Annotated in this window: 23 protein-coding genes; 11 read left to right on the top strand and 12 right to left on the bottom strand. The window is 56.0% G+C overall.

Translation table 11 applies throughout. The annotated features are described in order from the left end of the window. Positions 1–3: 3 nt before the first annotated feature. The 4 genes from AC2IBB_RS00440 to AC2IBB_RS00425 form a co-directional block, all read right to left on the bottom strand. Positions 4–1020: a hypothetical protein gene (locus AC2IBB_RS00440; protein WP_486330960.1), complete on the bottom strand. Its 1017-nt coding sequence runs from the start codon at positions 1018–1020 to the stop codon at positions 4–6. A 62-nt stretch (positions 1021–1082) separates the two neighbouring features. Beyond that, positions 1083–2066, bottom strand: coding sequence for a carbohydrate kinase family protein (locus tag AC2IBB_RS00435; RefSeq protein WP_486330959.1), 984 nt, complete (start codon positions 2064–2066; stop codon positions 1083–1085). A 323-nt stretch (positions 2067–2389) separates the two neighbouring features. Then, a complete protein-coding gene (locus tag AC2IBB_RS00430) occupies positions 2390–3151 on the bottom strand; it encodes an SDR family NAD(P)-dependent oxidoreductase (protein WP_486330958.1) in 762 nt (253 codons plus the stop codon). Positions 3152–3162: 11 nt separating this feature from the next. Then, positions 3163–4176 (bottom strand): NADP-dependent oxidoreductase, encoded by a 1014-nt coding sequence (locus AC2IBB_RS00425; protein ID WP_486330957.1) that lies wholly within the window; start codon positions 4174–4176, stop codon positions 3163–3165. Between the two features lie 345 nt (positions 4177–4521). Between AC2IBB_RS00425 and AC2IBB_RS00420 the strand changes: the two genes are divergently transcribed. Continuing rightward, complete coding sequence (locus AC2IBB_RS00420) at positions 4522–5295, top strand: substrate-binding periplasmic protein (protein WP_486330956.1); 774 nt, start codon at positions 4522–4524, stop codon at positions 5293–5295. 39 nt (positions 5296–5334) lie between these two features. Here AC2IBB_RS00420 and AC2IBB_RS00415 read toward each other — a convergent pair whose 3' ends face one another. The 3 genes from AC2IBB_RS00415 to AC2IBB_RS00405 all read right to left on the bottom strand — a co-directional run bounded on the left by AC2IBB_RS00415 (position 5335) and on the right by AC2IBB_RS00405 (position 8065). Then, positions 5335–6435 (bottom strand): acyltransferase family protein, encoded by a 1101-nt coding sequence (locus tag AC2IBB_RS00415; RefSeq protein WP_486330955.1) that lies wholly within the window; start codon positions 6433–6435, stop codon positions 5335–5337. A 295-nt stretch (positions 6436–6730) separates the two neighbouring features. Continuing rightward, positions 6731–7621: an NAD(P)-dependent oxidoreductase gene (locus AC2IBB_RS00410; RefSeq protein ID WP_486330954.1), complete on the bottom strand. Its 891-nt coding sequence runs from the start codon at positions 7619–7621 to the stop codon at positions 6731–6733. 30 nt (positions 7622–7651) lie between these two features. Further along, complete coding sequence (locus AC2IBB_RS00405; protein ID WP_486330953.1) at positions 7652–8065, bottom strand: VOC family protein; 414 nt, start codon at positions 8063–8065, stop codon at positions 7652–7654. 104 nt (positions 8066–8169) lie between these two features. Between AC2IBB_RS00405 and AC2IBB_RS00400 the strand changes: the two genes are divergently transcribed. Both AC2IBB_RS00400 and AC2IBB_RS00395 read left to right on the top strand, forming a co-directional pair. Beyond that, positions 8170–9126: a LysR substrate-binding domain-containing protein gene (locus AC2IBB_RS00400; RefSeq protein ID WP_486330952.1), complete on the top strand. Its 957-nt coding sequence runs from the start codon at positions 8170–8172 to the stop codon at positions 9124–9126. Then, positions 9123–9596 carry a hypothetical protein gene (locus AC2IBB_RS00395; protein WP_486330951.1) on the top strand — a complete coding sequence of 158 codons (474 nt, stop codon included), beginning with the start codon at positions 9123–9125 and terminating at the stop codon, positions 9594–9596. The genes AC2IBB_RS00400 and AC2IBB_RS00395 overlap by 4 nt, the downstream gene beginning before the upstream one ends. Here the strand turns inward: AC2IBB_RS00395 and AC2IBB_RS00390 are convergent. Further along, positions 9590–10468 (bottom strand): substrate-binding periplasmic protein, encoded by an 879-nt coding sequence (locus AC2IBB_RS00390; protein WP_486330950.1) that lies wholly within the window; start codon positions 10466–10468, stop codon positions 9590–9592. The genes AC2IBB_RS00395 and AC2IBB_RS00390 overlap by 7 nt on opposite strands. Before the next feature lie 169 nt (positions 10469–10637). On the opposite strand from AC2IBB_RS00390, the gene AC2IBB_RS00385 reads away from it, so the two are divergent. Beyond that, complete coding sequence (locus AC2IBB_RS00385) at positions 10638–11093, top strand: GNAT family N-acetyltransferase (RefSeq protein ID WP_486330949.1); 456 nt, start codon at positions 10638–10640, stop codon at positions 11091–11093. 8 nt (positions 11094–11101) lie between these two features. Here the strand turns inward: AC2IBB_RS00385 and AC2IBB_RS00380 are convergent, their stop codons facing one another. Further along, the gene (locus AC2IBB_RS00380) at positions 11102–11866 is read right to left on the bottom strand and encodes a zinc ribbon domain-containing protein (RefSeq protein ID WP_486330948.1); all 765 of its coding nucleotides are present in this window, start codon (positions 11864–11866) and stop codon (positions 11102–11104) included. Positions 11867–12009: 143 nt separating this feature from the next. On the opposite strand from AC2IBB_RS00380, the gene AC2IBB_RS00375 reads away from it, so the two are divergent. Further along, positions 12010–13566, top strand: coding sequence for a cryptochrome/photolyase family protein (locus tag AC2IBB_RS00375; RefSeq protein WP_486330947.1), 1557 nt, complete (start codon positions 12010–12012; stop codon positions 13564–13566). Here the strand turns inward: AC2IBB_RS00375 and AC2IBB_RS00370 are convergent, their stop codons facing one another. After that, positions 13567–14445: a metal-dependent hydrolase gene (locus tag AC2IBB_RS00370; RefSeq protein WP_486330946.1), complete on the bottom strand. Its 879-nt coding sequence runs from the start codon at positions 14443–14445 to the stop codon at positions 13567–13569. 162 nt (positions 14446–14607) lie between these two features. Between AC2IBB_RS00370 and AC2IBB_RS00365 the strand changes: the two genes are divergently transcribed. The 3 genes from AC2IBB_RS00365 (at position 14608) to AC2IBB_RS00355 (ending at position 19231) form a co-directional block, all read left to right on the top strand. Then, complete coding sequence (locus AC2IBB_RS00365) at positions 14608–15591, top strand: AraC family transcriptional regulator (protein ID WP_486330945.1); 984 nt, start codon at positions 14608–14610, stop codon at positions 15589–15591. 72 nt (positions 15592–15663) lie between these two features. After that, entirely contained in the window at positions 15664–17436 is a 1773-nt protein-coding gene (ggt, locus tag AC2IBB_RS00360) for a gamma-glutamyltransferase (protein ID WP_486330944.1), read from the top strand. 178 nt (positions 17437–17614) lie between these two features. Continuing rightward, entirely contained in the window at positions 17615–19231 is a 1617-nt protein-coding gene (locus tag AC2IBB_RS00355) for an NINE protein (protein ID WP_486330943.1), read from the top strand. A 19-nt stretch (positions 19232–19250) separates the two neighbouring features. Here AC2IBB_RS00355 and AC2IBB_RS00350 read toward each other — a convergent pair whose 3' ends face one another. Next, positions 19251–19802, bottom strand: coding sequence for a TetR/AcrR family transcriptional regulator (locus AC2IBB_RS00350; protein ID WP_486330942.1), 552 nt, complete (start codon positions 19800–19802; stop codon positions 19251–19253). Between the two features lie 131 nt (positions 19803–19933). On the opposite strand from AC2IBB_RS00350, the gene AC2IBB_RS00345 reads away from it, so the two are divergent. Beyond that, entirely contained in the window at positions 19934–20374 is a 441-nt protein-coding gene (locus tag AC2IBB_RS00345) for a nuclear transport factor 2 family protein (protein WP_486330941.1), read from the top strand. A 3-nt stretch (positions 20375–20377) separates the two neighbouring features. On the opposite strand, the gene AC2IBB_RS00340 is transcribed toward AC2IBB_RS00345, so the two are convergent. After that, entirely contained in the window at positions 20378–21304 is a 927-nt protein-coding gene (locus AC2IBB_RS00340) for an isopenicillin N synthase family dioxygenase (RefSeq protein ID WP_486330940.1), read from the bottom strand. 407 nt (positions 21305–21711) lie between these two features. On the opposite strand from AC2IBB_RS00340, the gene AC2IBB_RS00335 reads away from it, so the two are divergent. Both AC2IBB_RS00335 and AC2IBB_RS00330 read left to right on the top strand, forming a co-directional pair. Continuing rightward, positions 21712–22506 carry a DUF4349 domain-containing protein gene (locus AC2IBB_RS00335; protein ID WP_486330939.1) on the top strand — a complete coding sequence of 265 codons (795 nt, stop codon included), beginning with the start codon at positions 21712–21714 and terminating at the stop codon, positions 22504–22506. Between the two features lie 174 nt (positions 22507–22680). Beyond that, a complete protein-coding gene (locus AC2IBB_RS00330) occupies positions 22681–24336 on the top strand; it encodes a glycosyl hydrolase family 8 (RefSeq protein WP_486330938.1) in 1656 nt (551 codons plus the stop codon).

The raw sequence follows: 24336 nt of genomic DNA, 5'->3' as shown, positions 1-24336 counted from the left end.
AGGTTATTTGCGGCTCATTTGTTCAGTGAAAACATACTCTCGGGACTGCGTCTCTATCAGATCCTGCACCAGAGCCAGCACTACGGCGATGGCTTTCTCCACGCCAGTGTTGTGCTGGGACAGTTGCTGTTTGATTTCTTCGTCGGCGTCGTGGTAGCCCAGCGCAGGACGACGCACAGGGTGCTCGCCGAGAAATAGAGCGTGGCGCAATCGGTAAAGCTCCTTGAAGCAGTCCGCAGACTCGGGCGGGCGGCCCAGCGCCAGACTGACCCGCTCACGCAGGCGCCGCATGTCTTCGTCGTTGCGGGCGCCCATCAGCATTTCCAATTGATTCGCCACCAGCATGGCGGTCCGGGCGCCGTAACGATAGCGCTGCTGAGCGATTTTCAGCATATCCACCAGTACCTTATTCGCGGTGGAAATCGCCGTATTGCGGTGGCTGGTTCCCAACATTTCGAACCAGTCCCAGACTTTGGCGAAACTCAATTGGCCGATACGCGGCCAACCATGATCCAGGGCGCTCTGACTGGCGTCATAAAAAGCCTTGGAGTCGAAGTCCTGGGCTTCAAAGCGATGCGCCTGTTCGCCGAGGAACTGCGTAGCCAGAAACTGACAGGAGCCCGGCAGTGCGATGTTCATACCCAGCATCAACTGCTGAATGAATACGCTGGCGGCGTGATAGATGGAGTAGGGCTCGGTCAGGTCATTACGGGCGACCACCTTCAGGTTTAGCGTGGCGCCCAGGCTAACGCTGCTGTCTTCCGCATGCTTGCGGCGATAATGGTTGAAACTGCCGGAGCTGTCTTTGGCTTGTTGCAGGGCTCGAACCATGTCCGAGGCGTCCAGAGAAATATCGTACTCGCCGAGCTTGCCGCGATAAGGGTCTTCCACTTTAAAGGGACGATCCTTGAAGAAACCGTCAATCTGACGCCATAAGTCGATGCACAACGTCGTCTCTTGGTCGCCGCCGCTGGGAACCGCGTTTTTGACTTCCAGTTGAATTGTTTCTGTGCTTTGCATTAAAGAGGCTCCACTGTCGTGCTATGCGCTGCTGGGCGCGTCATTCCGACGCCGCCGGCGAGTTATAAATTCAGTGTTTCAATATATCTACGGGTTCTGGCTGCAATATCCCGCAGTTCCGCTAATGGTAACAGCTTTTCCTTGGCGCCTTTATGTTGCAGGACAGATTCCGAGTTTGTCATGGCGTAATGGAGAGCTGTCGCGGTATTCTCGCCGAGAATAATGGCTGCGGTAAAGGTTGCGGCGAAGGCGTCGCCGGCGCCGGTGGTCTCCTCCACCTGCAGTTCGGTCAGAGGGCGGGCGTAGTACAAATGCTCGCGATCATAGACGTATGCGCCTTCGGCCCCATCGGTGATGGCGAAAATGGCTGGCGGCAGCTTCGCCAGTTCCGGAATCAGGTCAGGAACCGAGGGCGACTTGAAGAAATTGAGGCCGAGGAACTTGCAGGCTTCTTCTTTGTTCATGACGAGAATTTCCACTCGATCAATCAGCTTCGCCAGCTTGGCGTAGCCCAGTTCCGCTTGATAATTGCTGGGATTGAACGCTAGCTTGAAGCCATTGCCGGCGACCAGATCGCAGACAGTCTGAAAGCTCTGCTCCAGCATGCTCGACAAGTATACCCAACGGGTCTGAAAGGGTTGAATATCCGCCGTCTCAAGGTGGTCGTTAGCCCCTTTGTAGGCGAGAATGGAGCGGTCGTCCTTGATGCTGTTCAGGATGACGGAAAAGCCGGTTTGCCCGCCCCGGGCGCCGATGAAGCTGATATGTTCTTCGCGCAGTTTGTCGAGCACGAAATCACCGTTGGCGTCATCCCCGATTTTGCCCAGAAAGCCGGTGTTCAGACCCAGTCGGGAAAACGCCACCGCTGTGTTGGTGCCGCCGCCGCCAGTAGTGGTTCTGAGCTCTTTGATTAAAAGTTTACTACCTAGCGGAAAGGCGATGAGTTCGGAATGACTGGTGCGCGTGTCAATGCGAATCAGCTCGGAGTCCGTATCAGCAAAGTGATCTACGGTGGCGCTGCCGATGGTGACAACATCAAATGTCATAGGCAATATCCTTGTTTATTGTTAGCGGAGTTTCGGAATATTACTAGGATAGCTCTAGCTAACGCTATCTTGCTGACTCAAGTCAAGTGCGCGGAAGGCATCGTCATTCCTCCTTGCATCAAACATCTTCTGATACCAAAGAATAGAGTATTTATGCGTGAGACATGACCTTCAGGGGGGGGGAGCGAGGCGTGATTTTGAACAGGCGTTCGGCGCGGCGATTGGCTTAACGATCTTGGTTCGCCCCCCGCGTCGTTCCTCAAGCTGACGAACGACGCGGGCATTTCTATGGCGGGATATTATTTGCTATGTAAGGTGGTGCTTCAGGCGGTCAGTCCGCCATCCAGCGCCACCGCCTGTCCAGTCATGAAGCTGGATTCGTCGGAGCATAGCCAGGCGATCATACGTCCTATTTCCGTCGGCTCGCCCAACCTTTGCATCGGATTGGCGCGGACCACTTTAAGCGCCTTTTTCTCATCCATCGCCTGTAGCGCGCGCTGCACCATGGGCGTGTTGATGAAGCTGGGACAGACCGCGTTGATGCGTATGCCGGAGCTGGCGTACTCGACTGCGGCGGACTTGCTCAGCCCCACCACGCCGAATTTGCTGGCGGAGTATGGCGCCAGAGACGGCGCGCTGCGCAGGCCGGCGATGGAAGCAAGGTTGATGATGCGTCCGTCTCCGCGCGGCAGCATACATTTGATCTGCTCGCGCATGCACAGAAACACCCCCTTCAGGTTGATGTCGATCACCTGATCCCAAGTGGCCTCGTCAATGTCCGCCATCCTGGCGTTGGCGTGCTCCACGCCCGCGCTGTTGACGGCGCAATCGAGCCTGCCGCAGGCTTCCATTACGAACCCATGTAGCTGGGCGACCTGCTCCGCCTGCGTCACATCGGCGGCGCAGAAATGCGCCCGGCCGCCCTGATCGCGAATCAATGCGGCGACGGCGTCTCCCTGTTCCGCATTGATGTCAGACAAAACCACTTCCGCCCCCAGCTGCGCCAGCAGGATAGCGGTTTCCTTACCAATGCCGGAGGCGGCGCCGGTGATCAGAATCACCTTGTCCTGCAGATCGTAAGCCATATCCGCGCTCCTTAGTTATCCGCGACCTTGAGCACCAGCTTGCCGAAGTTGTCGCCGCTGAACAGCATCATCAGCGTGTTGGGGAAGTTTTCAATGCCTTCCACTACATGCTCTTTCGCTTTCAGTTTGCCGGCTGCCAGCCATCCAGCCATTTCTACCGCCGCCTGCCCGTAATGCTTGCTGTTGTCGAACACCACAATGCCTTCCATGCGGGCGCGATTGACCAGCAAGGACAGATAGTTGGATGGGCCTTTCACCGGTTTGGTGTTGTTGTATTGGGAAATGGCGCCGCAAATGACAATGCGCGCATGCAGATTGATGCGAGCGAGCACCGCGTCCAGGATATCGCCGCCGACATTGTCGAAGAAAACGTCGACGCCATTGGGGCATTCCCGCTTCAGGCCGGCCATGACGTCTTCATTTTTGTAATCCACCACACCGTCAAAGCCAAGTTCTTCGGTCAGATAGCGGCACTTTTCCGGGCCGCCGGCGATGCCTACGACGCGACAGCCTTTGATCTTGGCGATCTGGCCGACCACGCCGCCCACTGCGCCCGCAGCGCCAGAGACTACGACAGTCTCGCCTTCTTGCGGCTTGCCGGTATTCAACAGTCCAAAGTAGGCAGTCATGCCTGGCATGCCAAGCACGCCCAGATAGCGGGGAGCTGGAGCGATACGCGTATCGACTTTATGCAATTCTTTGCCGTTGCAAATGGCGTATTGCTGGACGCCCAGCATACCCACCACCATGTCGCCGGGGCTGAAGTCGCTATGATTGGAGGCAATGACTTCGCCGATGGCGCCGGCGCGCATGACGTCGCCGATCTGCACCGGGGCAATGTAGGATTTGCCTTCGTTGAGCCAGCCCCGCATAGCGGGATCAAGGGACACATATTGAATTTTCACCAGTACTTCATCAGCGCCTGGCTGCGCGACAGGTTTCTCGCAGAATTCCCAGGTATCGTCGCCGGGTTCGCCCACTGGTCGCTTGGCCAGACGATATTGCTTATTAAGCAGTTCGCTCATGGATGTATTACCTTTATTGTTGATTGCGTCTACTGTGTTTCAGATAGCCATTGGAATTTTCAGCGTCGCATACGACGACTTGGATTTACACTGGCGTATATGACATAAAATGGGTTGTTTTCGCCATATCTTTGCCTGTACACGGCGTCTTGGGAATCTCGGCCGACGCTCAGTCGCTTTTGGCCTGGATAGTTGCGGGGACTTGCGAACTCTTAATTTGAGAGGGGTTAAAAAGCGTCTCGCAGGGGCATAGAATGGTTCAGGTTTTACTTGCTCGTTCAGGGCGCCGCAAAAAACTGTGTAAGCTCCCTTCAGAACAGCGTTCAGCCACAAGGGATACCGCTGATGATGACGAAAACTTCCACTTTGATCAGAATTACCATCCGTTGCGTCATACTGTGTTTCGCCCTGACGGGCGCCTGTCGCGCGACGGACGCTTTGAACATGATGACGGAGGATTACGCTCCGCTGAACTTTGCTGAGAACGGTCGCCTGCAAGGCGTATCTGTGGACCTGATGGAAGAGATGCTGCAATTGGCCGGCTACTCTCAAACCCGCGCCGATATGCTGCTAATGCCTTGGGCGCGTGCCTATACCCATGTGCAGCAAAGCCGTAACGCCGTACTGTTCGCCATGACCCGTACGGAGCACCGCGACGGTCTGTTCAAATGGGTGGGACCTATTATCCCTTCTCATATCGTGATCACCGCCCGGCGCGATAAATCCCTGCGCGTTGCGTCTCTACAGGACTTGAAGACGCTGCGCATCGCCACCGTGCGCGACGATATCGGCGAGCAGTTGTTACTGAATAACGGCGTGCCCGACAGCGCCTTACGGCGCACCTCCAGCCCTCAGGTGGCCCTGGCGATGTTGAGCCTTGGACAGGTGGACGCCTGGGCCTACGGCAGGCTTGGCGCGGCATGGTACATCAAACAGATGAAGCTGAAGCCGGCGGACTATGAAGAGATCTTTACCCTGAAAGATTCGGACCAGTACTTCGCGTTCAGTCTGCAAACGCCGGACGAAGTGGTGCAGAATTTCCAGCAGGCGCTGGATCAGCTGAAAAACAACGGTCGCCATCAGGCCATTGTAGACAGGTATCTGGAAGGGGCGTTGTAAGCGGACCCGATGCATTTCTCGGGCCCGTCTTCTCTCAGTTTAACGTTTCAGCACCAGCGCGGAGAGGCGCGCCGCGCGCATATGAAAATTCGGCGCGGTGTAAAGAAAGACGCCCGGGCCGCGGTTGGTGAGACGCCAGATAAACAGCGACAGAGCGGTGACGCCGAGGGTCGCAAGAGTGGGGTACAGAGCATACCAACCGGTGACCGCCGTACTGCTGTCGAATACGCCAGCTTTGATCAACGCCGGCGCCAGCCAGACTCCCGCCATTTCAATAAATATCCGATGCAGGACATAGATCTGCAGCGTGTTCTTGCCCATCCAGCGCAGTACTCTGAAATCCGCTAATGACTGCGTGAATGCGAACCCCATGATGCTGATGCTCACCAGCAGCAGGCTGGTGAAAAGAAAGTGCTCCCAGTGCAGCAGCTTCAGGCTCAGGGACGCCAGACCAAAAACCGCCAATAGTCCGATACTGCGCAGACTGATGCGGCTGAGCAGGGAAAACAGTTGGCGGCCGTAGAAGCAACCCAGTCCGTAAAACACGCCATTGGCGATAATGCTTTTGGTAGGCCAGTCATGGACAAAAGTTTGCCCGATAAAATGCCCCGTCAACAACACCAGAATCGCTAACGGCCAACGACTGGACAAGAGTTTGCAAATGGTGAAGTACCAGGGCAGGGCGTAGAGATACCAGAGGCTGCTGGAGCCGGTCAGGGTCAGGGCGATGAACTCCGCCGGATTGGACGCATAGAGGGCGTTGGTGACTTCCGTCAATTGTTTCTCGGAGCCTCCCGCCCAGTTCACGAGCGTGACCCCCAGCCATTGCAGGGCGCCCCAGAGAGCGAACAGATAGACCAGATTGTAAATACGTTTCTGCGCTACATCGCTCCAGCGGTACTGAGTTATCGCACGATGCACCAGAAAACCGGAGATCATGAAGAACAGAGGCATGCGCAACGGCGCCAAGTAGACGCTCACCAGATGGTGAAAGTGTTCGAAAGCGGCGGCGGTGGAGCCCAATTCGAGCCCGGGTAACGCATAAGAAGTAATAATGACGTGGTGAAGCACCACTAACAAAATACAAACGCCCTTAGCCGTATCAATCCAATCTATATTGTTTTTTGCTTGGTTCTCCATGTTGTAATCCTTGTCCATAAATGGCGGTAAAAAAGTGAAGCTTTGGAAAGTAACAAAAAATTTTCATACGTCATATAAGCCATATATGGCATGCCATAAAAGGTGAGTAAGTGCCTGCTTTTTTTGTGTTTTAACAAGATAAAAAGTCGTGTTTCCGGCGCCTGAAAATAGCCCCGAAATGAGGTGGAAAATGTGGCGGAGACCGATAATGAAGCGTATGCAAGGCGCTATGCTATAGCGGGGACAGGTGCGGCTTAAACTAGGTTTGGAGGGACAAAAAATCGACGAGGCGGGCTTAGTTGAGCGCTCGCCTTTGCAGAATATCCATGATTTCCCGCAACGCCGGCTCGATCTGGGTCGGAGCGCTTTGATGCGGCGTCGCCCACACTTTGGGGTGGCTCCATAGCGGATGGGCGGCGGGCAGGGGCTCCTGTTGGAATACATCCAACATGGCGCCGCGTAAATGGCCGCTGTCTAAGAGCCCAAGAAGGGCGTTTTCGTCGGTCACCGCGCCACGGGAAACGCAAACCACGGCGGCCCCTTGCGGCAGGCGGGAGAGACGGTCCCGGTTCAGGAAGTTCTCCGTTGCTGCATTATGAGGCAGCATGTTGATGAGAATGTCGCATTGTCCGAGAAATTCATCCAGCGCCGTCCCGCCAGCATAAGCGGCGACGCCGGATATCGCTTTCCCGCTGCGCGACCAGCCTGACGTTGGATATCCCAACTGACTCAGGTATTGGGCGACTGCGCCTCCCAGGCTGCCCAGTCCCAGTATGCCGATGCGGGTGTCTCGATTGGCGCGGTAAGGGCTGTTACTCAGCCAGACTTTGTTCTGTTGCGCTTGCCGAAACTGGTCGAAGTTGCGTTGAAAATGCAGGACGGCGTAGGTGGCGTATTCGGACATCGCCTGACGCATGCCGGCGTCCCGCATACGCTCTACCGGTACCCCCGCTGGCAGGCGCAATTGTCGAATCAGTCCGTCTATGCCGGCGCCCAGACCGATGACCAGCTTCAGATTGCGCGCCTGGGTCCAGTCCGTCAGGGTGGGGCGCCAGATAAGCAGAACATCGATCTCTTCGATAGCGACGTCTTCCGGCGCCAATAGCTGGAAACCCGGACTGATGGTTTGCGCGGCCCGCCGCCATTCCTGCAGGTCGAACGCGCCGCTGTGAAATACGATATTCATGAAGATCTCTACGGTTGTTTGGAAGTGGGATCAGGTTCTGAAAATATCGGCGTCGCTGTTGAAGTATTTAAATTCCAGGACATTGCCGGAAGGGTCGCTAACGAAAAACGTGCCTTGTTCTCCTGGTTCGCCGACGAAGCGGACCTTGGGCGCCAGCAGAAAGGTGTCGCAACGTTCGGTGATGCGGTTGCGCACTTTCTCCCATTCGCTTTTATCCAGAATAACGCCGAAATGCGGCACGTGAATGCTGTCGCCGTCCACCGCGTTGCGGCCGGCGTCTTCCTGGGGGCTTTCCACGAGGTGGGCGGTGATCTGGTGACCGAAGAAGTCAAAGTCGATCCAGCGCTCTGCGGTGCGACCGATGGCGCAGCCGAAACGATCCACATAAAAGGCGCGGGCGGCGTCCAGATTCGTCACGGGAAAGGCCAGGTGAAACGGCCGCATACATACCTCCTGAAATAAGTGATAATTGAGCTGTGTGCAATTATCACTGTGAAATTAACGATTAAAAAGCGATATTAATTCAATTTGGTTGAGGTTTTCTCACTATGAGGATGCTGCCTCCCTTAAATGCGGTGCGTACGTTTGAATGCGCCGCCCGTCACCTCAGTTTCACCAAGGCCGCAGAAGAACTCTGCGTGACGCCCGGCGCCGTGAGCCGCGCTATCGCCGGGCTGGAGGAGCGCCTGCAGACGCCATTGTTCAGTCAGCACAAGCGCCGCCTGCAACTCACCGCCGCCGGACGCGCCTATCTGTTTCATGTCACACAAGCGTTGGACCGCCTGTCACTGGGCACAGATGAATTGCTGCAACATCGAGGCGAGGGCGGCCTGCTGACCATCGGCGCGTTGCCGACGTTAGGCTCCCGCTGGCTGATTCCCAAGCTACAGGACTTTCAACTGCGTTATCCCAATATTTCCGTTGAGGTGAAGACAACGCCTTCCGATTTCTCCAAGGCGTTTACCGAATTGGACCTGAACGAGCATGGGCTGGACGTGGCGCTGTATATCGGGCAGGGCGACTGGTCTGGCGTGCGACGGCATAAACTGTTCCAGGAGCGCTTGCTGCCGGTGGCGGCGCCATCGTTAAGGGAGGAGTTGGAGGCGCTGGCGCGGGGCGAGGCTGACCCTGGTCGTCTGCTGCTGCACTCTACCCGGCCTCATGTGTGGTCGCACTGGTTCGAAGCGCAGGGCTTTGATTTCACTACGCCAACCTGGCGCGCCCGCTTTGAACACTACTACATGGTGATCGAAGCGGCCATGCATGGACTGGGCGTCGCCTTGTTGCCTGAAGTGCTGGTAGCGCAGGAATTACGCTCCGGCGCGCTGCTGGCGTTGAGTCATCGCGGGTTGCCGCAACCTGAAAACTACTATTTATTGCATCATCCGGCGCGCAGTGAGGAAAATAAAATCCGGGCGTTTAGGGACTGGTTGATGCGGAAGGAAGGCGCAAAGGAAAAAACTGCTCAAGTTCTGCAGGCGGACTTAAAAAAGGATGGTGGATGAAAAACATTACGCAAAAAGTGTTTAAAGTGTTGTTGGGAATACTGTTTATTCTGCCAACGACGGTGTTGTACGCCATAGGAGGAGCTCTGATCATCGAGAACTCGATATCAGATGAGCGTTTACCTCCTCTTGGTTCGATTGTGTTTTTAGCAACGGCTTTCGTGGCGCTTTTGTCATTGATACAGCTATGGATACGACATCCAGATTACTCTCTCAGAGATGTCCCAATTTGGATATGGCTGGGTTTGGCCACCGGAAATGGATTATTTTTGTATGTCATTAGCGACACTGGTCCCCTTGGCTTTAATGCCATGATTGACAAGCTTATGGCGGGTCGCTTAAACGTATTGTTATGGCTTTGGATCTGTGGCGGCGGGCCTGCGATGCTCTCATGGTATTTGCTGTATAAGGTATACAGGCAAGGCGTGCGTCCATCTTTACAGGAGAGTTCGGCTGCCTCTTCTCAATGAGCGGGAATCAGTCGGCGGCTTTTTAACTCGCCTTCGTACTCCAGAACTTCCCGGAAGCCGTGACGGGTATAGATATCCTGCAGGGTTCCGTCTGTTCTGAGCTGCTTCAGACCCGCATTAAAGGCGGCTAGCTGGTCTTCATAGTCCGGGGCTCTTTTGGAGAACGCCACATACAGACGTTTGATCTCCAGAGGCGGCTCCAGAAAGCTGAGGTCGCGCAGGTATTGCGGATAGTTCTTTTCCAGCAGGTAGCGGGCGACGAACTTGTCGATAAAGATGAGCTGCACTCGATTGTAGTAAAGACGCTGCAGGTTGGTGAGATCATCAACGACATCTTCTTTATACAGGAATGAGGCGCTGTCGAAGGCGTCAGTGTTCAGATATCCGCGCACCACGCCGAATTTGTAGTGGGATAGCGCCTGCAACGCCGCAAGTTGATTCTTTCTGGGGTCCACGGTGAACTGGATGTCGCTGTCATTGCGCACGTAGAAGCCCACAGGGCCGCCGAGGAAGGGATCGGAATAGACAAAATCCTCCAGACGGGAAGAGGAATAATATTCCGGAAACAGCGCATCCATCTCCCCCCGCTGCGTCATGTCCAACGCCCGCGCCCAGGGCAGGAACTTGACGCTGGGCGAATAGCCGCCACGCATGAAAGCTGTCGCCACCAGTTCATAAACAAAGCCGAAATTACGCATTTCTTCGCCCACGTAAGGCTCCCAGTTAAGCGTGGCGAGCGTGGTGGTCGGCCGTTGCGCCGCCATGACGGAATGACAGGGAAACAACAGGATCGCCAGCGCCAGTGTTACGTTTGCCAGCTGCGTTGATCCTGAAGCCCGAAAAAGCCGTATCCAGTGAGAACGCCGTGTCATTGGACATCCGCCAGGGTGTTTGAAATTTATCCGGTGCGCTCTATAGCTTAGGTTAGTCCTCCCAATTTGGCCAAATTGGCGCAAGCCGCCGTCTGCTGTCTGGGTAGCGCTAAAGCCGGTGAGCAGTAGCGGTAATATCAGGCTATGCTTGTTTGAGAGGTAGTAAACGATGAATGTAGTACTGCGACCGGCCACCGCGGCTGACGCCGATACCCTGACCGATATTATGTTGGCGTCGCGAAAGAAGTTTCTGGCTTATGCTCCCATCGCTCACTCGGAGCGGGAAGTCCGCGGATGGGTGCGCTATCTATTGCTTCCCCGCGAATCTGTGACTCTCGCCGTGGCGGATGAGCGTATCGCCGGCTTTCTGTCACTGGATCAAGGCGATCGACCCACCTGGCTGACTCAGCTTTATCTCGCTCCAGAGTACGTGGGCCGCGGTATCGGCGCACAACTGCTGGCCCATGCGCTGTCGCTGGCGCCGAAGCCGGTCAGGCTCCACTGCTTTCAACAAAATCTGGACGCCCGGCGCTTCTATGAACGTCACGGCTTCGTTGCAGTCCGGTTTACCGATGGTTCTGGCAATGAAGAGCGTTGTCCCGACGTGCTTTACGAACTGGCTTAGAGGCTGGGTTAGTCCCGTTCCTGCATTAGCTTGAACTGGCTATATAGCAGCACGCCGCCCCAGACCACCGCTGCGATCATGATCAGGCTGCCGAGCAGGTGCGCGCCCTGGGCGATACCCTGGTCGAAGCGCAGCAGTCCGGTTTCAGTCAGTAGATATTCCCAGTCATGAAAGCCATAGGGAGAAGAGTGGCCGAAGTTGCCGCCCAGCAGCGGCAGCTGGCCGGCGCGGGCGTCGTTGATGTAGGGCGCCATATCAAGGAAGTTCTCCCCGAACCACCAGGCGCAAACGGCGGCCCCAAAAGTATTATGGTGCTTGAACAGCAATACGCCGAAACAGATGGCGGGCATGATCAGTTGTCCCAGACTGCCCCCCAGGGAGGCGATGAACTGCCCGAAGGGGCGAAAAATCACATGCCCGGCCTCATGGAAAGGCAGATTTATCAGATGGAGAAATGATTCTCCCGCTGCATTGGACGCGATGGAGGAGGTCATCAGCCACACCCCCCAGATCGTCAGCGCCGCCAGCAGCAACGTGCGTCCGCCCAAAGAGATGGGGTCAGGGGAGGCGTCTCCGGGGTACAGTAATATGTCCCGCCAGGACGCTTTCTCTTCAATGTCTTCCGCATCCTGCTTGGCTTCCTGTGAGGCGGGCGTCTGGTCATTCTCTTGCGTCGGCGGGTGATATTTGAAGTACTTTGCGAAAACAATGCCGCAGCTTTCGCAGTCGACGTTGTTATCCCTTTGTTCAAAACCGCATTTGGGACATTTCATATATCAGTGGGGTCACTTCGTTAGTTTTCCCTGTGATTCTAGGCCAGGAAAGATCCGAAGCAAGCAATGGGGCGTAATCATGACGATACGTTCGCAACTGGCTTGGCGAGCGGCGCTTCACCTTTTGTCGTACAGGGGCCGATATGTCCGCCAATTATCACACACTGAGGCTGTTGCTCGGCGACCAGCTCAACGCCGCCCACAGCTGGTTCCGGGAACCTGATCCCGGCGTACTGTACGTGATGGCGGAGCTGCGTCAGGAAGTCGACTACGTCGTGCATCATGTACAGAAAGTCTGCGCCTTCTTCGCCGCCATGCAGGCGTTCGCCAACGCTTTGCGCAAGGCCGGTCATGAAGTGCTGCATCTGACGCTGGATGATACTCATGAGCACTCCGATTTACCGGCGTTATTGAGACATCTGAGCGAACACTATCGGGTGCGCCGCTTCGAGTATCAGCGTCCGGATGAACACCGCCTGTTGCAGCAGATGGAACGACTGCAATTAGGGGAGGGGATCGACATCGCGCAGGTGGACACGGAGCATTTTCTGCTGCCCTTTACGGAGATCTCCGACCACTTTGTGCGCGGCGAACATCTCACCATGGAGAATTTTTACCGACGTATGCGCAAGCGCTTCGCCATCCTGATGCAGGATGGCGCGCCGTTGGGCGGCAAGTGGAACTTCGACAGCGAAAACCGCAATAAAATCAAAGCGGAGCAGTTGGCGGAGATTCCCGCCCCCCTGTGCTTCGACAATGATGTCAGCGCTATTCTCGAACGCTTGCGACGACATGCCGCGCAGACTTTCGGTAAAACCCATGAGCGCCTGCTATGGCCGGTAACGCGGCGTCAGGCGCTGCAGTTATTGCAATACTTTTGCGAACGATGTCTGCCCCAGTTCGGTCGCTTTCAGGACGCTATGACCGATGCGGTGGCGGCGCAGTGGAGTTTGTATCACTCCCGCCTGTCGTTCGCCTTGAATACCAAAATGCTGCATCCCATGCAGGTAATTCGTGCGGCGCTGGAGAGATACGAACAGGCCAAGGGCGATATCAGCCTGCCTCAGATCGAGGGCTTTGTGCGGCAGATTCTGGGCTGGCGCGAGTGCGTACGCGGCGTGTATTGGGCGAATATGCCGGAATACATGCAAAGCAATGCGCTCAACGCAGACAGAAATCTTCCCCGCTACTTCTGGGATGGCGACACCCATATGCGCTGCGTCGGCAAAGTGGTGGGGCAATCATTGCAATACGCCTACGCCCATCATATTCAACGACTGATGGTGACGGGTAATTTCTGTCTGTTGACCGGGATCGATCCGGATCAGGTGGATCAGTGGTATCTGGGCGTCTACGTGGACGCCATCGAGTGGGTGGAGGCCCCCAACACTCGCGGCATGAGCCAGTTCGCCGACGGCGGCCTGATCGCCACCAAGCCTTATGTCAGTGGCGGCGCTTATATTCATCGCATGAGCGATTACTGCAAAGGGTGTCGCTATGACGTCAAAGCCAGGACCGGCGCCGACGCCTGTCCCTTCAACAGCTTTTACTGGCGCTTTATAGAACGGCATCGGGATCGGCTCCAGCACAACCCCCGGCTCGCCATGATCTACCGGACCTGGGAGCGTTTCTCTCAGGAGCAGCGTCGGGAGATCCTGACGCAGGCGGAGGACTACCTGGATAGGATCGAAACCCTGTGATTAAGCCGCCTCAGTCGGGCGCTCATTACTATTAAGCCAGCGCGCCACTTCCTCTCGGTCATCCACTTCCCAGGGGTGGAAGTCGCGACGTAAATAACGCAGAAACTGAGGCAATGACTGGCGCAGCACGCCGGGTTTTCCCCACAGAAAATTCAGTCCATGCAACCAGGTTTTCAGGTCCCAGAATTTGCCTTCTGTGTTCAGCATCGAGCAGGTGTTGAGGAAAGTGAAGCGGAAGAACTGGAAGGTGACGATCCAGAACGCCACGAAGCGCATGCGGTAAAGGCCGACCTGGCTTTGGTACACATCGAAAGCCACGGACTTATGTTCGATCTCCTCCACCGCATGCCAGCGCCATAACGCCTGCATGGTCGGGCTGGCGCCAGCCATCCAGTCCGGGTTTTTCAGGACGCCGTGGGCCAGTACCGCGGTGTAGTGTTCGGCGGCGCAGGTTCCCGCCAGACGGCGACTGCGTTTGAATCCCCCGACAAACTCCATGTGTTTGTGAAAGCGGGCGTTCATTTTGTTCAGGTTGTAGCCGCGTTGCGCCAAGGCGTCGTTGTAACGGGCGTGCTCCCGGCTGTGCATGCCTTCCTGCCCGATAAACCCTCGAATGTGCTGCTGTAGCTGGGGATCTCTCACATTTTTGCGGTAGTCGCGCACGGCCTTGATGAACAGGTGCTCGCCCTCAGGAAACTGCAGGGAGAGCGCATTGAAGAAAGCGGTTTTGAAGGCGTCGCCGCCATGCCACAGCGTTTTCAATTCGGCGTCAACGTCGAAGCTGAGATTGCGCGCTTCGACGTTGACGTCCGGCGGCGTGCGGCTGTCGCCCGCTCCGGCAGTGGAATGTGGTGTAGAGGTTGTGCGTTGTTTTGTCATGACGGCGTCCCCGTTGACTGATGTAACCTGATTACAATCTATATCCAGGGGGGACGCGCAAACAGGTTGCGGCCCGTCGATTAGCGGGTCATTCTTTGTCACAAAGACAGACTTGGCGCGGGACGCCGCCAACAACAATAAACCAGAGCGGATAAAGCTGTCATGAGAGGTCACTACGTTGCGGTGCTGATCGACTTGTTAGTGGAGCGGGGTGTTGATCGCGCTGAGTTTTTACGCGATTGCCAGTTGCAGGAAGAAGAGTTGAGCGCCGACACGCTGATCGACCAGCGTCGTCTGGAGCAGGTCACCCGGCTGGCGGCGGAGCGGGTGCGGGAGACTGGCATAGGGCTGCTGGTGGGACGACGCCTGAACGTGAACACTCATGGCGCGCTGGGTTACGCCGCCATGGCCAGCGCCAGTTACGAGCAGGCGCTGCAACTGCTGGTGAAGTATTACAGGGTGCAGGCGCCCAAGGCGTATTTTGAACTGCGAACGCGCGACGACTTTTACGAACTGGCCTGCGAGTCCAGCTTCACCTTGCCTGAGCGCCCCTGGGTGACTACGGAATTTCTGATCAGCAGCATCTACACCTCCACCGAGTTTCTTTTGAGCGGTCGTATGCAGGGCGTGGAAATCCACCTCAGTTACGCGGAGCCTCCTCATGTGAAGATGTATCGGGAGATGTTCCAGGCCCCGGTGAGATTTGAACAGACCTTTACCGGCATCCTCATTCCCTTCAGCGTGGCGCGGCAGCCGTTACCCTCGGCGGACCCTCTGGCGGCGAGCCTGTTCACCAAACGCTGCGAGTCCATTCAGCATGATGATCGGGATGAACAACTGCCCCGGCGGGTGAAGGAAATGCTGTACGCTGGCGCAGGAGAATTCCCCAGTCAGACCGAGCTTGCCTCACGACTGCACATGAGCGTCAGCACCCTGCACCGTAAGTTGGCGGAGCAGGGCGCTACCTACAAAGCGCTGCTGGCGGAAGTGAAGAAAGAACTGGCGCTGCAACACTTGCGCGACAGTCGTCTGACCGTGGATGAAATCGCGCAATTACTGGGTTTCAGCGACGCCTCCAACTTTCGTCGCGCCTTCGTTGGCTGGACCGGCGAGACGCCCAGTGAATTTCGCAAGCGAAGCTTGTAGGCGCTTGTTATTACTGGCATGTTATTGGCGTACAAGAACGGCATTGTCCATTCACCAATAAGGAATGTTGTTATGCTAAGCGAAACAAAAAAAATAACCGACGCTCGACCTTTTGGCTTCAAGTCTCTCGTATCCATTCTATCGAAACCTTTCCTGCTCACTCTGACCCTGACGGTCGCCGCGCCGACCCACGCCGAATTCATTCTGGAGGGAGACCGCAGCGTCCCCACGGAGGCGCATCACGGCATGGTGGCCACCAGCCATACGCTGGCGACGGAAGAAGCATTGAAAGTGCTGAAAAACGGCGGCAACGCCATTGACGCTGCGGTCACCGCCGCCTTCGCCCTGGCGGTGACGCAACCCCGCTCCGGCAATATTGGCGGCGGTGGTTTCATGCTGATCTCCTCGGAAAGCCGCAATGAAGTCATTGCGATTGATTACCGGGAAAAGGCGCCGGCGGCGGCCACCAGAGATATGTATCTGGACAAGGACGGTGAGGCGGACAGCAATTTGAGCCGTTTCTCACACAAAGCCGCTGGGGTGCCCGGCACGGTGGCGGGACTGGCTATGGCGCTGGAGAAATACGGCACCATCTCGCTGCAGGAGGCCCTGGCCCCGGCTATTCGACTGGCGGATGAGGGCTTTATCGTTACGCCCCGTTTCAGTCATGGCGTGAAAGACAGCGCCGAAAGACTGCGCAAATGGGATTCTTCCCGCAAAATTTTCTTCAAACAGGACGGCTCTTTCTATGAACCTGGAGATCGCTTTATCCAAAAAGATCTGGCGGCGACTCTGAAGCGCATTTCTGAGCAAGGGATCAAAGGATTCTATGAGGGCGAAACCGCCAAACTGATTGTGGAAGAAATGAAACGCGGCGGCGGACTGATTACGCTGGAAGACCTGAAGAGTTATCAGCCGGTCATGCGCGAGCCCGTTCACGGGACCTACCGGGGCTTTGATATTTATTCCATGAGCCCGCCCAGCTCCGGCGGCATCCATGTGATTCAGATTCTGAACATTCTGGAAGGCTATCCCATCGGCTACCTCGGGCATAACTCCGCACAGACGATTCATCTGATGTCGGAAGCCATGAAGCGGGCTTATGCGGACCGTTCCAAGTACCTGGGCGATCCCGATTTTGTGGCAGTGCCGCAGAAAGGGCTGATGTCCAAAGACTATGCGGCGAAGCAGCGTAAAGACATCCCCATGAACCGCGCCACGCCCAGCGCTACGCTGGCGCCGGACAACCCCCTGCCTTATGAAAGCAATGAGACCACCCACTTCTCCGTCGCCGACAACAGGGGCAATGCGGTGTCCACCACCTACACCATCAACTTCAGCTACGGATCGCATATTGTGGTGGATGGCGCCGGCTTCCTGTTGAACAACGAAATGGATGACTTCAGCGCCAAACCGGGCGTACCCAACGCCTATGGCTTGCTGGGCGGCGAGGCCAACAAGATCGAAGGCAATAAGCGCATGCTCAGCTCTATGTCGCCGACTATCGTGAAAAACAAAGGCAAGAACTTCCTGATTACCGGCAGCCCCGGCGGCTCGCGCATTATCACCACTACCTTGCAGGTGATCATGAATGTCATTGATCATCGTTTGAATATTCAGGCGGCGGTCAATGCGCCCCGTATTCACCACCAGTGGTCGCCGGATGAAATTCGCGTGGAAGAGGGACTCAGTCCGGACACTGTCAAGTTGTTGGAAGGTATGGGGCATGCAGTGAATCAAAAGGCGGCGATGGGCGCCAGCCAGAGCATTCTCATTGATGAAAAAGGCGTGTTTTTCGGCGCAGCCGACCCTCGTCGCAGCACCTCATCCGCCATGGGTTTTTGACCCTTCGGGCTTTTAAACTATCCTTACATCCTAGTACTATGCGCCGCTTTTTCTTAACGGAGAAGCGGACGCTTCTCCCATCTCAGTTTTGACCACCACGTCGTAGAACGAACTCAGGATGGTCGTATAATAGCGTAGTATCAATCACTTAGCGGCTGTAAGGCTGACAGGAATAGTCGTGTCTGAATTAAAATTCGATGTTGTTTTATTGGGGCAGTGCCAACAGGGCATGAACCCGGATGATGTAATAAGCAAACTGGCCGCCTTGTTCAGGACGGATGTGGACAAGGTGGAAAAAATGATGGTGAAGAGCCGTCATGTGATCAAGAAAGGCGTTGATAGCGCAACCGCTAAAAAATATAAAGCGGCGATAGAGCAAGCTGGCGGCGTATGTGAACTGGTCAAGAGCGCAGCGGCGCCGGCGTCGAACGAACCTCCCCTGCGCGCCGCGCCTGCGGCAAAGCCCAGCGTTCCCAAACCCGCTGCAGCCAACCAGGCGGCCACTGATGCCGCGGTGGAAAACGCGTATCGTGCGCCTGTTGCGCCGGTAGTGAAAGATCAGATTGTTTATTGTCGTCAGTGCGGCGCGCATATAGCCGCTTCCCTGACGGAGTGTCCTCATTGTCACGCCAAACAGGCTTCCACCAGCGCCAAGAGCAAAGTGACGGCGGGACTGCTGGCGCTTTTCCTGGGTGGACTGGGCGTGCACCGGTTCTATCTGGGTCAGTGGTGGGGCATTTTCTATATGTTGTTCTGGTTTACATGGATTCCCAGCCTGGTGTCGTTGATTGAGGCGATCGTCTTTTTTGCGTCGTCGGAAGACAGATGGCAGGAAAAATACGGTCAGGTTCGCGGCGGCGGCGCGGCTATGGTTGCCGCGGCGGTTGTCGGATTATTTGTAATGGTGGCCTTTATCGGCATCTTGGCGGCGGTAGCGATTCCCGCCTACCAGGACTATGTGACGCGGTCTCAAGTCCAGACCTCCATGCCGTTTGTTAAGGAAAACCAGGACAAAGTCAGCGCTTTTATCCAGCGTACAGGCCTCTACCCCAACCAGAACCTGGACGCAGGGTTGCCTGAGGAGCTGCGCGATAAAGTCGCGAGTATTCAGTTGCAACAAAACGCCCGCATGGTCGTGACCTACGACATCAAGAGCCTGCGCGAAAATAACACCATTGACTGGACTCCTGCAGAAAGGAACGGTCAGATTGAATGGACCTGTATAGAAGGCTCCATGCCTGACCAATACCGCCCGACCAAGTGCCGGGGAGGAAGCCACACCAGCAGCGGAGACCGGCGCGTCTCCGCCGCGTCGGAGGCATTGGACAAGGTGCTGCGCAGCGCTGATGGACGTTTGTCCCTCAGCGTGCCGGGACGCTGGAAGAAAATGGATGACCTGAATGAAGAAGCGTCCCTGGGCGCTGGTAATTTATTTGATGACGCTTATGCTCTGATTCTCGAAGAGCCCCGCATCGATTTTGAAGACGGTTATACGTTGACGGACTATTCTGAGCTGATTGTGTCCCTGATGCAGGAATCCCTGGAAAACCCCCATACGCTGGGAGAGTGGCGCCCTGTGGAGATCAATGGCCTGCCTGCGCGCCAGGTGGCGCTGACTGGCTCTACCGGGGGCGTCAAAGTGACCTATCTAATCACCACAGTGATGGGCGACGCGCATTTTTACCAGGTGCTGGGCTGGACGCTGGCGTCCCGCTACGACAGTAAGAGCGAGGTGCTGCAAGCGGTGGCGACCAGCTTTAAGGAGCGCAAGAATAGCGGCCCGGTGGCGAACTGACGCGGTTAGTTTTAACCGCTTAAACGCGCAGCATCGCCGCGCATAAAGCCTGCGCCGTCTGGGCGTATGCCGGGTCCCCAAAGCATTGGGCGCGAATGATAGCGCCATCGATCAACACCCCGATTTGCCGCGCCAGGTTCCCATTCTCCACGCCTGCTTGCTTCAGCCACTGGTCGATCTGTTCATCCATCACCTGCTTATGTCGCCGCGCCAGCTCCCGCTCCGGCTCTTGGGCGTCATAGATTTCCGCTGTCACATTCAAAAACGCGCAGCCGCGAAACTCTGGGTCGTCGAACCATTCCTGTAAGGCGTCGAAGATGCCCAGCACCCGCTCTTTACCTGGAGAGTTGAGCGCTTCCACTCTACCGGTGAACCATTGCATCCAACGTTGGTGACGCTCCCGCAATGCCTCCATCATCACATCCTGTTTGCTGGGAAAGTGCTTGTAGAAGGTGCGTTTGGCCACCTCGGATTCCTGAATCACTTGATCCACCTGAGTGGCGCGAAGCCCTTGCTTATAAAACAGGCGATAGGCGCTTTCGATAATTTTTTCTCGTGCTGAAACTTTCATAATCAATCACTTAACAAATAAGTAGACGGATTTGTCTACTTTTTGATTGCAAAGGTAGACTGGGTTGTCTACTCTCTCCTGTGTAAGTAGACAATATAGTCTACTTTTGGACGAAAACAGAGAGGCGATTCATGTTTATTGAAAGAAACGGCAAGCAAATTCCAGTTCCACCTTTTACTGAAGCGTCCGCCCGCGCCAAGGTTAAAATGGCGGAAGACGCCTGGAATACCTGTAATCCAGAGATTGTTGCATTGGGATACACGGAGGATTCGGAGTGGCGTAATCGCGCTGAATTTTTCCAGGGACGGGAACGCATACGGGCGTTTTTGGCCTGTAAATGGGAGCGGGAAACCCGTTACAAGCTGATGAAGGAGTTATGGTGCTATCAGGACAACCGCATTTCCGTGCGTTTTGAGTATGAATGGTATGACGCGGAAGCGAAGCAGTGGATGCGCACGCATGGTAATGAGCATTGGGAGTTCAACGAAGAGGGACTGATGGCGCGGCGCGATATGAGCGCCAATGATTACGCTATCAGTCCCTCTGAGCTGCGTTACGCAGTGGCCGGCTGAGACTTACTTCTTCAGCAGACCGATCTGGCGCAGACGCTCAACCAGATAGTCGTGAGACAGAATCGGCTCGTCGCGCACTGGATTCTCTTCAGTGACGCACTGCGGCAGAGCGGTCAGCCACACATCCGGATTGGGATGCACGAAGAACGGAATCGAGTAGCGGCTGTGTCTGGACGCTTCGCCTTTGGGATTCACCACCCGGTGAGTGGTGGAAGGCAATAGGTGGTTGGTCATGCGTTGCAGCATGTCGCCGACGTTACAAATGATGGTTCCTTCGATCATGGAGATCGGCGTCCACTCGCCTTTCTTGCTCAACACTTCCAGGCCTTCCTGCTCGGAACCGACCAGCAGGGTGATCAGGTTGATGTCCTCATGGGCGGCGGCGCGCACGTTAGGCAGGGAATCATCGTTGATCGGCGGATAGTGCAGGGGACGCAGGATGCTGTTGCCGAAATTGATTTTCTCACGGAAGAAGTCTTCATCTTCGCCCAGGAATAACGCAAAGGCGGACAACATGCGGTTGGACAGGTTATCCAGAGCCTGATACATCTCCAGCATGGCGGACTTGAAGTCCGGCAGCTCTTCCGGCCAAACGTTGGGAATCAGTTGCTCGTAAGGCGGTTCGCCTTGCACTTCCCGGCCTACGTGCCAGAACTCTTTCAGATCCACCACGGCGGCGTCTTTGGCGATTTCAGTGCCGAACGGGGTATAACCGCGTGCGCCGTAGTTATCCAGGAAATATTTTTTCTTCACCTCTTCCGGCAAAGCGAAGAACTTTTCTGCGGCGCGCAGGGCGTTGAAGATAGTTTCTTTAGGTACGCCGTGTCCGGTAATTCCCGCAAAGCCCCATTCTTTGTATGCAGCCCCTAGATCGGCCAAAAACGCCTGCCGGTCTGAGTCAAACCGGGAAATATCGAGAACTGGTATCATAAAAAACCCTTCTGTTTAACTGTTATTGTTAGCGGGAGTGTAATAGAAAACTCGACCATTTGGTTAAGAAATTTAATGCTGCCGCTTAAAACTTGCGATGCGTCAAACCCGGCGCACAGGAATGCGGCGGCGGTGAAAACACCCGCTACATTGGGGCGGGCCGCCAGGGTGACGGACAAATCGGGGGCGCAATTTTAAGCGCCTGTATGACGATTTACTAACACTTCCTGTTCGATAGTCCTTAAGATGACGGCGGCCGTTAAGATTCGATCGTCAGGGAGGATTCTGCCGCCGCGGTATTGCGCCTTCTTCCTTCTCTGCATCAGGCACGCGCTGAAATCGGCGCTTCGCCCTTGTTCGGTCTCTGTTCTCGTTCGTCATCCCTGTACCAGAAGGAAGTGATATCTATGCAGAATTTGATTGTGCGCCGCGTCATGCTGGCGGTATTCATGCTGACGCTGGCTGCCTGCAGCCCCACCGAATACTCCGGCCGGGCGGAAGGAGACGCTTCTTTACGGGCGGAATCCGCGCAGCGGGAATCTAACCCTTATCTGGCCTATGAGCATTCCGTCCGCGCGCGTTTGCAGGAAGACAAGGTCGCCGCGACGCATCAGCAAATCATGGACGCCTGCGCGGCGGACAGGGAAAATCAGTGCACCCTGCTCGACGCCGACCTGAACCGGGAATACGCCCGCGCCAGTTTGCGCCTGCGCATCAAACCCGCAGGCGTAAAGCCGATTCTGGAGCAACTGGCGCAGGCGGGAGAAGTGACGCAGGTGAATACTCATGTGGAGGATCTGGCGGCGGCCATCGTTGATGCGGAAAAGCAGGTTGAAATGCTGACCAGCTATCGCGATCGTCTGCTGGAGTTGGAGAAGCGCTCCGCCGACAACATTGATTCATTGATCAAGATCGCCTCACAACTGGCGCAAACCCAGGCGGAGCTGGAGCGCGCCACAGGCGACAACGCCTACCTGTTACAGCGGGTGAACATGGATATCCTCAACATCTCCTTTGACGCAGAGCACAATGAGTCGTTCTGGAAACCCATCAGCCGCTCGTTGTCCTCATTCTCGGAAGATCTGTCGGAAGCCATCTCGGAAGTTATCACCGCCTTCGCCTACTTGCTGCCGTGGCTGGTGATGCTAAGCCTTCTGTTCTTCCTTCTGCGATTTATCTGGCGCAAGTTACGTAAGCATTAACCGGGCGGAAAACAGCGTCCTTTGCAATTTTAGCGCTCTTTATTGCAAGAGCGCCTACTCCAAATCCCCTGTCGGAATACGCCGGTATTTACTCCATTCGGGTGATCGTTTGGGAACGATTCCCATCCTAGACTCGGGCGACAACCTGAAAAAAACGAGTAAAGGAAGCGGACCATGACGCCTGATACATTTCGAATCGCGCCTTTGGCGGCGCGGGTGATTCTTATCTCTGGACTGACTCTGGGCGCCCAGACGGCGCTCGCCAGCTGCGTTGACTCCACGGCGGCGCCAGCCAGCGCTGAGATGAATACGGTGTGTCAGGAAGCCCTGGCGCAGCAGGTTCAGGCGGTGCGGCCTTTTCCGCAGGCGCTTGAGTTCGCTGGCAAACTCAAGCCTGACCATGTTTCCCAGGCGCAGATGAATGCGAAGGTCGCCCAGTTTTATGACTACTGGAAAGGCGCTTATGTGAAGCCTTCCAACGGTAATACGCCCGGTGGCGGCTATTACGTCAACATGAAAGGCACTGGCGGCGATGGCAATGAGATCACCACATCGGAAGCCCATGGCTACGGCATGATATTGTTCGCTTTGATGGCGGGCCACGACAGTGAGGCGAAGCAGTATTTCGACGGCATGTACAACATGTACGACAAGCATCGATCCACGCTGAATAATCATTTGATGTCATGGGTTATCGACGCCAGCGAAAATACGAGCAAAGATTCCGATTCCGCCACTGATGGCGATATGGACATCGCTTATGCGCTGTTGCTGGCGCATTATCAATGGGGCTCCGGCGGCGCCGTCAATTACCTGCAACAGGCGAAGCGCATCATTAATAATGGTCTGAAAGGCGATGACGTGCACCGTTCCTCTAAGCGCACCATGCTGGGGGACTGGGATGACAATCAATGGACCACGCGTTCGTCAGACTGGATGACGGACCACATGCACGCCTATCAGCAGGCTACCGGCGACGCCTTCTGGGGCGAAGCGGCGGACACCGCCTATGCCATCATCGACGCGATGACCAAGAACCACGCCAGCGCCACAGGGTTGATGTCAGACTTTGTTATCGACAGCAATCCCCGTCCGGCGCCGCCCAACTTCCTGGAAGCGGACACCGACGACGACTTCTCCTGGAACGCCTGCCGCTATCCTTTGCGCATCGCCATTGATGCGGCGCACTTCGGCGACGCGCGCGCCAGCGCCGCCATGAACAAACTGATGCAGTGGGCGAGCAACGCCACAGGGGGGAATCCCGGCGGCGTCATGGCGGGTTACAAGCTTAATGGCGAACCGCTGGTGGGTTATTCCGCGATGGCGTTCACAGCGCCGATGGTGGCGGCGGCGTCCGTCACTGGACATCAAAGCTTTCTTAACAAAGGCTGGGACCTGATCAGCGACAGCCGCTCTGATTACTATTCTGACTCCATCAATCTGCTGTCCATGCTGTTCATTTCCGGCAACTGGTGGGCTCCGGTGGACGGGAATGATGGCGGGGATGATGGCGGCGATAACGGAGGGGATGATGGAGGGGATGACGGCGATGACGGAAACGACGGCGGCGATCAGGATGCGCCGGCGCAGACTACTTTGCACAAAACCCATGATTGGGGCAGCGGCTATTGCGCCAATATCAGCGTCTATAACCCCAATGACAGTGCGCTGGTCTGGTCGGTCTCCCTGCCGATAGACGGACAGGCGTACACGGTGTGGAGCGCGGAATGGCGTCAACAGGGGAGCGCGCTGGAGGCGTCCGGCGTTAACTGGAACCGGGAGCTGGGTGCGCAGGAGAGCACGGAGTTCGGTTTCTGCGCCAATCGCTGA

The organism is Hahella sp. NS-SX17, assembly GCF_057367735.1.
The sequence above is the reverse complement of the archived record's forward strand: the minus strand, read 5'-3'. Positions and strand labels throughout refer to the sequence as shown.